The sequence below is a fragment of the Waterburya sp. genome (assembly GCF_058530065.1).
The window spans coordinates 1-10,398 of the sequence record NZ_JBZNBU010000192.1; the positions used below are offsets into that span (position 1 = coordinate 1).

Sequence of the window (10,398 nt, forward strand, 5' to 3'; positions counted from 1 at the left end):
AGCCAAAAAACAGGGCAAGTTTGACGAAGCTCTAAATTATTTTTTAGAAGCAACTAAAAGCTACTATCCCAACAATATCTCTGCTTATCTAGCCGCAGCCACAGAATATCAAAGACGCCAAGAATTTCAAAAAACTATCGATTTGCTCAATACAGCAGCGATTGAATATCCCAATCATCCCAGTCTGCTCAAAAAATCGGCAATTATTTTTGCCCAACAACATCGATATGTCTTGTTAACCAGAGTATTGGAAAGAATTTTCCAAAAACATCAAAATCTCATCGAACATCGAGATATTTCACAAATTATCGTCGATCGCAAGGATGAATTAATACGTATCAATCGAGAAAATATTCAGCTTCAGCAGCAAAATCCTCATGTTGTAGAACATTTGAATGAATTAGTGGGTAATGGGTAGTGAGTAGTGAGTAGCTACATTTTATTTTAAAGTTAATAACTAAAAACTAATAACTAAAAACTAATAACTAAGTATGAATCAAGTTGAAAATAAGCCGATTAAAAATCAAGAATTTAAACAAGAGTTAGAGCGACAATTAGCCAAGCTAAAAACCGAACCTAATGGGATCGAGACTTTAGAAAAAATAGCCAAGATTTATGAAGAAGAACAACAATTAGAAGAGGCAATTAATTACTATCAAAAAATAGTTTGTCTGGCGGGCGATCGCGTGGATATTTATTTAAAGATTGCCAGCTTGCAGGTGCGACTCAAACATTTTGCCGATTCTCTCAAAAACTATAAAACTGCCTTAAAAATGCAACCCCAACAACCAGCTTGGGTATTTATTGGTTTAGGAGATGCTTTAACTCAAACTAATAAAATAGATGAGGCAATTTTAGCTTTCAAAAAAGCAATAGAACTAAGAAATGACTATGGATTAGTATATGCCAAATTAGCCAGTGCGATGGCATATAAAAATAACGATCGCCAAACTATTGACATTTACCAAAAAGCGATCGAGCTTCAAGATAAATTACCTTTTTGGGTATATATTAACTTTGCCAAAATATTGCATAAAAATAAGCTATTCGGACGCGCTACCAAAGTTTGTCAGTGGGGAGAAAAACAATATCCCCATCATATCGGTATCAAAAAGTTGCTGGCTGAAGCTTTACAAAAACAGGGAAAAACTTCTCGGGCGATCGCGACTTATCAAGACATTCTGGCGATCGATTCCCAACAACCAACTTGGTTATATCAAAATTTGGCTAATTTATTAGTAGAAAAAAGACAGTATCAACTAGCTTTAGAGTATTATTTTCGGGCGATTAAAATTAATCATAATGATTTTTATAGCTATCCTGGTTTCGATCTAGCTTTAAGCAATGTTTTAGGTGACAATTACGATCGACAACATATACAAGAACTATTAACTCATAAATTTGCTCCAGAAGCACCAGAACTATTAAATTTAAAACAATATTTAAAACTAGGGTTTTTAGGGACTCAAGGTAGAACTATCGATCCTCTAGGATATTATTTCATTAATCACAATTTAAAATTGTTATATTGTAGCATTCCTAAAAATGCTTGTACCTTATTTAAAAACATTATTATCGAAAATAGTAAATATAAACAAGAGTACGAGCAATCATCACAAAATATCCATCAATTTATCTTGAGTAAAAGAGAAACAGTAGATAAGTTAATAACTGGTTTATCGGCTGATGACTATTTTAAAATTGTTGTTTTACGTAACCCTTTTGCTAGATTGGCAAGTGGCTATTTAGATAAAATTGCCAAACATCTACAGCCAGAATCATTTGCCATTGAAGTAATCAAAGACGTACAACAATTTTTAGGTTTAGCAATCGATCTAAAAAAATCAATTACCTTCGAGCAATTTATTCAATATTTAGCTAGAAAAAAAGACTGGGAATTAAACGACCATTGGAAACCCCAAGATAATTTTGTGGCAGAAGTAAAATTTGATTTTGTGGGTCAATTTGAAAATCTCAACCGTACAATTAAGATTTTGCAAAATAATTATAATATTCGCATCAAGAAAAAAGGTTCGGAACACGCTACAAAATATCAAGAATTTACTCAAGATATTCCTTTTCATACTCTATATCCCCAGGAGTTAAGAAACTTGCCAGGAATGCCCACCGCCAAACAAATATATTCTCCCGAACTAGAAGCGATTGTTCGTCAAAGATACGCCAAAGATATTAAACTTTACGAGCAAATGTTTGCTGTGGATTTGAGTAATTCAGCAGAACAATGGTAACATTTCGTTTTCTTTAATAGTCTCAATTTCTCATAATTTATCTTAAAGATTCAATTTTGTCTATGATTTATAAATATAAACTTTCCATGGGTTTAGTAACAGAAAATTCAGAATAGATCGATAATTATGGATATATTAAACTACTAATTTAATCAACATTTCTAAAATATGGATCTGTCTGCCGAGAAACAGAAACAAAATATAGAAAAATCAATCGAGGAGGCGATCGCACTAAAAAAACAAAAAAAATATCAAGCGGCGATCGCGATCTGCCAAAAAGCGATCGCACTCAACCCTAATTATCATAAGCCTTATCATTATTTAGGAGACATATTTTTAAGCAGTGGTAATTTAGGTGAAGCAGAAGCAGCATATACTACGGCGATCGCTTTAAATCCCCGTTTTAGTTGGTCTTATCATGGTTTGAGTCGGGTATTTTATCTCCAAGAAAAATGGGAAGAGGCGATCGCCAAATCTCGGGCAGCTATTCAACTAAATCCTCAGATAAAAGGTTTTTACCATCGATTGGCTAGGGCTTTAAAAGCAAGAGGTAGTTTTACCGAAGCCATCGAAGAATATCAAAAGGCGATCGCTATAGATCCGAAATTTGCCCTAGCCCATCAAGAAATGGGGGATATACACTACCAACAACAAAACTATATTCCAGCCCTAGCAGCCTATAAAACCGCATTAGAATTAAATCATAAAACTCCCAATATCCTGGCTAATTTAGGTAGTATTGCTTTGGCAGAAGAAGCCTGGGCAGATGCGATCGATTATTACCGTCAGGCGGTGGAGTTAAAAGCAGATCCTTGGTATTACTACAATTTAGGATATGCTCTACAACAACAATATCAAACTCCAGAAGCCATCTCTTGCTACGCCCAAGCTTTGCAGTTAGATCCTGGTTTTTCTCCCGCCTACCAAAAGTTGATGTTTAGCCAATTGCAGCCAGCCCAACTAGACGAAGTGGTTGCAGCTTTTGCATCCAACATTCAACAACAACCCAATGCCAGTTGGCTGTATACTCGTCTGGGAGATTTGCTATCCAAACAAGGAGAAATTCCCCAAGCGATCGCAGCTTATCAAGATGCAACTTATAAACTCAATCTTTGGCTAAAACCAGAATATACCAAAAATTATTGGCATCGAGGGGAAGTAAAAAAGCCTAATTTCATCGTTATCGGTGCCATGAAAGCTGGTACTACTTCTCTTTATGAATATCTCATTCAACACCCCCAAATATTGCCCTGCGCCCAAAAAGAGGTACATTACTTTCTGCACCATTTAAACAAAGGTTTGGATTGGTATTTAGCCCATTTTCCCCCGATCGTGGAAACAGAAAACTATTTAACGGGAGAAGCTAGCCCAGGCTATCTCTGCAACACCATTCAATCCCAAGTCAAAGAAACTTGCCCTCAAGTGAAATTATTAGCAATCCTGAGAAATCCTGTCGATCGAGCCATTTCCCACTACTATCATAATGTCAAACACGGCATCGAAATGCGTTCTTTTGAAGCAGCAATGACCGCAGAATTACAAGCGATCGCAGCTTTACCAGAGATCGATTTAGTTAAGGAAACTAAAAATTGGTCGGGAGAACAAGGTTACCTATTTTCGGGGCTTTATGTTTATTTTTTGCAAAAGTGGTTAGCCGTATTTCCCAGAGAACAGTTACTGGTAATTCAGAGTGAAGACTTATATCGTCAACCTCAAACAGTCATGAAATCTGTTTTTGACTTCCTAGAATTACCCAATTTCAGCAGTAACAAATATCAAAAACATTTTGCTGGTTCTTATCAAAAATTAAATTCTCAGGATAGTAAATATCAATTAATCGCCGATTTATTTCCAGAATATAACCAACTTTTACAAGACTATTTGCAACAAGCTTTTTCTTTTTAAACTAATAACTGTACGGGCGGTTCACGCGAAGCTAATCCTTTAGGGCGAACCGCCCCCTACCCACTAACTAACATGATTGACGAATCCTTAACTACAGCCCAACAAAACTTTCAACTAGGAAACGAACTACAAGCCAAAAAAATGTTTCCCGAATCAATTGCTGCTTATCAAAAAGCGATCGCCCTCAAACCAGATTACATTCAACCCTTAAATAAACTAGGTCAAATCTACGAAACCCAAAAAAATTGGTCGGAGGCTGCTAAATGCTATCGTCGCCTAGTGGGTTTAAAACCCGAAAGCCACGCAGGATATATCAAACTCGCCAAAGTATTAACCAAACAAAATAAAACCTATGGTGCGATTTCTGCCTATGCCGAAGCGATCGCCTTAAACCCCGATGTGCCTGCTTTAATATATCGCAACTATGGCAATCTCTTATTAGAAGTCAATCAAAATAATCCCGATGCGATCGCAGCTTTCCAAAAGGCTGCGGAATTAAAAACAGATTGGGGGGCAGGATTTTATCACAAATTCGCCAGTCTTCTAGAAAAACAAAAAAACTTCCCAGCTGCCACTAACAACTATCTCAAAGCTTTAAGCTTAGAAGCAGATAATCCCCGAAGATATCTTAATGTGGGTAATATCTATTTCAAACAAGGGTTGCTCAAAGAAGCTGCGGGCAACTATCAAAAAGCATTGGAAATAGATCCCCAATTTAGTACGGCTTATAAAAGATTTGGCGATCTATTAAAACAAAAAAAACAATTAGACGATGCCATCAAATGCTACCAAAAAGCCTTAGAAATCAAGCCAGATTTTAAAAATGCCTATCTTGCTTTAGGCAATACTTTAATGGAACAAGGCAAGCGATCGGAAGCTGAATTATGCTTTCAAAAAGCCCTGTAAGGGCGATTCGCGAATCGCCCTTACTTAATATGCAGATCGATTTTTACCCAAACTAGCAAAATCAAATAAATTAGTATCTGCTAGCTGAGAGGGAGCGATGTTTTGAATGCTGCGAAAAATACGGTCTACTTTCCCAGGAGTCTCCCGATCCCAAGCCTGTAGCATTTCTTTGATCTTTCCTCTTTGTAAGTTTTCCTGGCTGCCACAAAGATTGCAAGGAATTATCGGAAATTCTCTGACGTTAGCATAACGAACGATCTCTTTTTCCGAACAATATGCCAAAGGACGAATTACAATATATTTGCCATCATCGCTGAGTAATTTAGGTGGCATGGCTTTTAAAGTTCCGCCATGAAACATATTTAAAAATAAAGTCTCGACAATATCATCTCGATGGTGTCCTAAAGCAATTTTAGTCGCTCCTTCTTCTTGGGCTACTCGATATAAAATACCGCGACGCAAACGAGAACATAAACCACAGGTAGTTTTACCTTCGGGAATTATCTGTTTAACAATACTGTAGGTATCCTCTTCAACAATACGATAGGGAATATCTAAAGAATCCAAATAATTGGGCAACACTTCTTGGGGAAACCCAGGCTGTTTTTGGTCTAAATTAACCGCCAGCAATTCAAAATCAACGGGGGCTTTGCGTCGCAAACTAATCAGCATATCCAGCATGGTATAAGAATCCTTACCCCCAGACAGACAGACCATCACGCGATCGCCCGCTTCGATCATTTTGTAATCGCCGATCGCTTTCCCCGTCAAACCCCGCAGGTGAGCTTGGAGTTTTTTAAAGTTTTTAGAAGTACGAGTTTTAATTGCTTCACTGTTCATTAAATTAGCAATATTTTTTGAGTAATATATATGTGACTATCTGGCATTGTCGTTAAGAATTTTGTTGACTATTAATTTACCAGACTTTTTTCACATGATTTTAGTAAAAGTTTTTAACTTCAACATTTTACTCTGAAAGAGGAAGAGCATAATAAGCTATTCCTTCAAATTGAAATTCTGTCAAATTATCTTCGATATTGTTTCTTTCTGCTACTGAGGGAGTGTAGAAATGCGCTCCAGTAGTAGAATTGAAGAAGCGATAGATAGGAATAGAACCATCCACTTCTGACTCATAAGCAAAAAAGGCTTCCCCCTCAAAACTAAAATTATTTAGTTCCCGAACTGCATCTCTTTCTATTTCGGAGATGGTATAAAGATGTACGCCAGTATCTTGATTGAGAAAACGATATACAGGGACTGGTTCTGGTTGTCCAGATAAAGGATCTACACTAATATAAGATGCACCTTCAAAACTAAAATTATCTAGCTCTTGAACAGCATTTCTTTCTAGTTCGTTTGCTGTATAGAAATGAACTCCTGTATTGTTATTAAAAAAACGATACACAGATAAGTTAGAGACTGGATCGTTTGGTTCGTTGGGCAATCCAATCGGCTCTTGAGTAAGTCCTTCGATCTCAGTGATAGAAAGATTATAAGTTCCTCTACTTCCTGCCGATCTATTTTGTCCTGTTCTAGGATCGTAATTTCTTGCCTCTTCACTAAAACCATTAATCCCAATGTAATATTCAGTTCCTGCTCGAACATTAAGTTCTACAAAACTCCCCCTAGTCAAAGAGTTTTCATCATCATTAAAAGCGATCTCATTACCATTGGCATCAAATACCCGCAAAAATGTATCGGCACTAAATTCTAGATTAGCTTCTACGCGAATATTAATAGTGCCGTCTCTTGTAGCAACAAAACGATAAATATCCACATCTGTAGCACCAATAATATAACCAGCATCTTCACCAATACGTCCTGAAATTCTCTCGCCCAAGGTGACATCTCGAACTAATTCACTTTCAATAGTGTTATTACTGATGTTAGTTGCTGCATCTAATGAAAGTAAACGGCTATTGAAAATATATTCTCCCGTATCTCCTGCCGAACCACTACCCAAAGCAAAAGGATCGAAATCTTGGTTACCCGCACCCGTTACTCCTGCATAATAATCTGTATCGGCTGCAATTTGAACTCTCAATCGAGAATCAGTATCGCTGATATTATCATTCAAACCGATTTGATTTCCATCGGCATCGAACAACACTATTACCGTATCGACAGGATCGTCGATGGTTGCTTCTGCTGATACTGAGTCAAGATCGATTTCCAAAATCCCAGCAGTTGGAGAATTAATGCGATAAAAGTCAACATCTTTGTTTCCTACTTCCGAATCGCCATCGATACCAACATTTCCTCTTAAACCAGTTGTCGGTAAGGAAGTAATCTCTGTCACGCTATCGATAGTACCATCAAGATCGTCGTTAATAAATGTGGCGGTTAATTCATATTGTCCACCACTACCATTTGATGTGCCACGATTATTAAGAGTAGTGGGATCGTATTGTTGATTGTTAGCATCTGACACCCCAATGTAATAAGTAGTTCCTCTTTCAGCCCTAAAGCTTAAATAACTATCGGTTGAGTGTCCGTAATTACCTGGTTGATAGCCATTTTCATCTCTAACTCCATCAGATATATTGGTAATGCCTTCTCGATCGAGGATTACTGTTTCTCCTGTAGATTCTAACCGCGCTTCTACTTCTCCTGGCGCTAAATCATTATCACTAGCTACTAATTGATTATTGCTGCTGAAAACTAATTCTTCTCCATTTTCGTTAAACAGTCGTAGATAAGAATCTGGAAAATTAGTTCTAAAAGGAGTATCAATGTCAATGCGGAGTTCTCCATTATCGGGAACAGTCAAACGATATAGATCTACATCCGCAGATATTACCTCTTCACCAAAATCTGTACCCAAAACATCATCAAAAACTGATGGTTGGCGACTGTTACCCAGACTAACATCGATCGCACCATCTATAACTCCGTTAGGATCGTTAACATTACTCAAATCGAAGGTTAAAGAATAATCTCCAGTACTGTTAGCTGCCGTACCGCTACCTGCAACATTTGGATTATAGTCAGCGTTTCCGTCTCCGCTAACTCCTAGAAAATATATACCAAAATCTAAGTTAGCAGTTGCTCGATTACCATTACCGTTGAGGGCTATTTCATTCCCCAAAAGATCGAACAATCTAAGGTTGCCAACAAAACCATCACTCAGGGGATTGAGTAGAAAAGAGATATTACTGGAGGAAGTAACAGTAAAGCGATAGAAATCTACATCCGTATTGCCAACTAAATTTTCTCCATCATCAAATCCAATGCTTTCTTCTAGAGTAGTGGGTTCAAAACCGAAAGAAGGAAATGATGGTCTTTCTGGTATGTTAGGAAAGTCAATATCTGGAAAGTCAATCTCAGGAAATTCAAATGATGGTCTTCCTGGTATTTCAGGAAAATTAATCTCAGGAAAATCAAATGAGGGAAAATCGCGGATGATTGGTCCTCGAATTGCGTTTCTAATTGTACCGTTAAGATCTTCTACCGTATTTTCTGGAACAGATGAACCAAAGGCATTTTCTAAATCTTCTCTAAGAGCGATCGCCGAGCGATGGATATTAATACGGGGATAGGCTGTATCAGTGCTGATGACTATATCTTCCTCATCATCCCCGTCTTGGATGATGTCAGCATTATTAATTAAATAAAATCTAATTTCTTCTGGTGAAAGTCTGTAATCGTATTCAGCAGCAATTTCCTGTAATAATACTACTGAACCTGCAACATGAGGGGCTGCTTGACTCGTACCATTACGTAAAACTCTCCTTTCCTGTGGATAAGTACTTTCAATTTCTACTCCAGGTGCAAACAAAAAATTATTTGCATTTAATCGCTGACTAAATACAGCAATACTGTCTTCTGTTGGAATTTGTATATTTATATTATCGTCACTTCTAGATATATCTCGACCGCTATGCCACACTGCCCCAACAGCAATGGTACTGTATATTGCTGGCGATCCTAGATTCGGTTCTTGATTGGGGTTAAGTAGATTACCCCCAGAATCGGTTAAATTTCCTTCATTGTCTGTTGCGCCAATATAACTATTGCCAGCAGAAGAAACTACTACTATACCTTCTGCTTCTAAAGCCCTAATTAAGTCGCGACGATCGTTCTCAAGTTGCGAATTTGGTTCGTCAGGCGATGTAAAAAAACCACCGCCAAGGGACAAATTGACTGCAACAATATTATGTTCTGAATTATCATTTTCAGCTTCTCCAAGTACCCATTTTAAAGCTTCTATTACTGCGTCTGGATTTGGTCTTTCCTCATCCCCAATTTTTAATCCAATCAAACCGACATCTGGGGCTACGCCTATATTTTCGTCTTCTGCGCCAATAGTACCCGATACATGAGTTCCATGACCACGTAAATCATTAGGGTTATCATCGCCATCTATAAAATCCAGTCCCAACCGATAATTATCATCTAATAATGGATGGGTGCGGTCTAAACCACTATCAATGATTACTACATCAAAACTAGTACCATCAATATCGGCAAAATTAGGATCGTTACGTAAAGCTGTCAATCCAATTAGATCGAAAGCTGTATTTCCCCCTGGTTCAGCTTGTTCTATTTCCACAATCGCATCATCTAGAATGACCGTAGTAGTATCATCTTCAGTTTGGATGCTTTCTAGTTGGCGATCGCTCAAATTGTTACCTAGAACCAAATTAGCAAATAGATTTCCTTCATCTCCTTGTGCATCTTCGGGGTTTAACTGATGAGAAAAAGCGTGTCCTAGTTCTTCTAAGAGAACATTTCTCACTGCATCGGGATTATTTTGGTTTTGACTTAAAAATTCTTGAGATAAATAAATAGTATTAGTTTCAGCAGCATATGCACCCAATGCACCATTAATAGAACTACTAGAAACCAGTTCTATTCCTAGTAATATTACTTCTCCTGCTACCCATTGACTGATAATTTCTCTGGCGCGATCGCTTTGTTGGGGTGATGATAAACTAAAAGCTAAACTAATTTGATTATTAAATTGAGAGTCGAGTAGAAAATCTCTCAATAACTGTTTAACTTCTGGTAGGGCTAGTTCTAAAGAAGATTGAGCGACAGTTAATTGGTCAATCATTGTATTAAATTTGTGTTTTAAAAAAATTTTGGAATATGGACAAGTTGCCTATAAGTAGTTCCACTTAAATAAACACCCAATAGGAAATTGAAAAAAATTCAAGAATATCTTTTTCCCTTTGCCCAACCCAAACGTTTAATGTTTAATCAAGTGGAACTACTTATCTAAATAGGTTGCGATCGCAATATTTATTTGGGGCAAATATTTTGAGCAAAGTTAGAAGCAAATAATTATTTGCTCAATCGTGAAAGTTCTAATTTTGCTGTTGTTGTAAATTCTCAC

The 10,398-nt window shown here is 37.2% G+C and carries 6 protein-coding genes; 4 read left to right on the top strand and 2 right to left on the bottom strand.

The window, feature by feature from the left end; genetic code table 11:
• From AC33VI_RS12205 to AC33VI_RS12220, 4 genes are all read left to right on the top strand, one after another.
• Positions 1-418, top strand: a 418-nt coding sequence (locus AC33VI_RS12205) for a tetratricopeptide repeat protein (RefSeq protein ID WP_491782540.1), incomplete at its 5' end; no start/stop codon positions are given.
• 73 nt (positions 419-491) lie between these two features.
• Positions 492-2,249, top strand: coding sequence for a sulfotransferase family 2 domain-containing protein (locus AC33VI_RS12210; protein WP_491782541.1), 1,758 nt, complete (start codon positions 492-494; stop codon positions 2,247-2,249).
• A gap of 168 nt (positions 2,250-2,417) precedes the next feature.
• Positions 2,418-4,154: a tetratricopeptide repeat-containing sulfotransferase family protein gene (locus tag AC33VI_RS12215; protein ID WP_491782542.1), complete on the top strand. Its 1,737-nt coding sequence runs from the start codon at positions 2,418-2,420 to the stop codon at positions 4,152-4,154.
• A gap of 72 nt (positions 4,155-4,226) precedes the next feature.
• Positions 4,227-5,060, top strand: coding sequence for a tetratricopeptide repeat protein (locus AC33VI_RS12220; RefSeq protein ID WP_491782543.1), 834 nt, complete (start codon positions 4,227-4,229; stop codon positions 5,058-5,060).
• A gap of 24 nt (positions 5,061-5,084) precedes the next feature.
• Here the strand turns inward: AC33VI_RS12220 and ttcA are convergent, their stop codons facing one another.
• Together ttcA and AC33VI_RS12230 are read right to left on the bottom strand one after the other, a co-directional pair.
• Positions 5,085-5,900 (bottom strand): tRNA 2-thiocytidine(32) synthetase TtcA, encoded by an 816-nt coding sequence (gene ttcA, locus AC33VI_RS12225; protein WP_491782544.1) that lies wholly within the window; start codon positions 5,898-5,900, stop codon positions 5,085-5,087.
• 127 nt (positions 5,901-6,027) lie between these two features.
• On the bottom strand, positions 6,028-10,116 hold the full coding sequence (locus tag AC33VI_RS12230) for a S8 family serine peptidase (RefSeq protein WP_491782545.1): 4,089 nt from the start codon (positions 10,114-10,116) through the stop codon (positions 6,028-6,030).
• Positions 10,117-10,398: the final 282 nt, after the last annotated feature.

What these genes read in the sequence shown, in the direction of transcription:
- AC33VI_RS12220 (WP_491782543.1), top strand. Translation starts at nt 4,227, where the DNA reads ATGATTGACGAATCCTTAACTACAGCCCAACAAAACTTTCAACTAGGA.
- AC33VI_RS12230 (WP_491782545.1), bottom strand. Translation starts at nt 10,116, where the DNA reads ATGATTGACCAATTAACTGTCGCTCAATCTTCTTTAGAACTAGCCCTA.
- ttcA (WP_491782544.1), bottom strand. Translation starts at nt 5,900, where the DNA reads ATGAACAGTGAAGCAATTAAAACTCGTACTTCTAAAAACTTTAAAAAA.
- AC33VI_RS12210 (WP_491782541.1), top strand. Translation starts at nt 492, where the DNA reads ATGAATCAAGTTGAAAATAAGCCGATTAAAAATCAAGAATTTAAACAA.
- AC33VI_RS12215 (WP_491782542.1), top strand. Translation starts at nt 2,418, where the DNA reads ATGGATCTGTCTGCCGAGAAACAGAAACAAAATATAGAAAAATCAATC.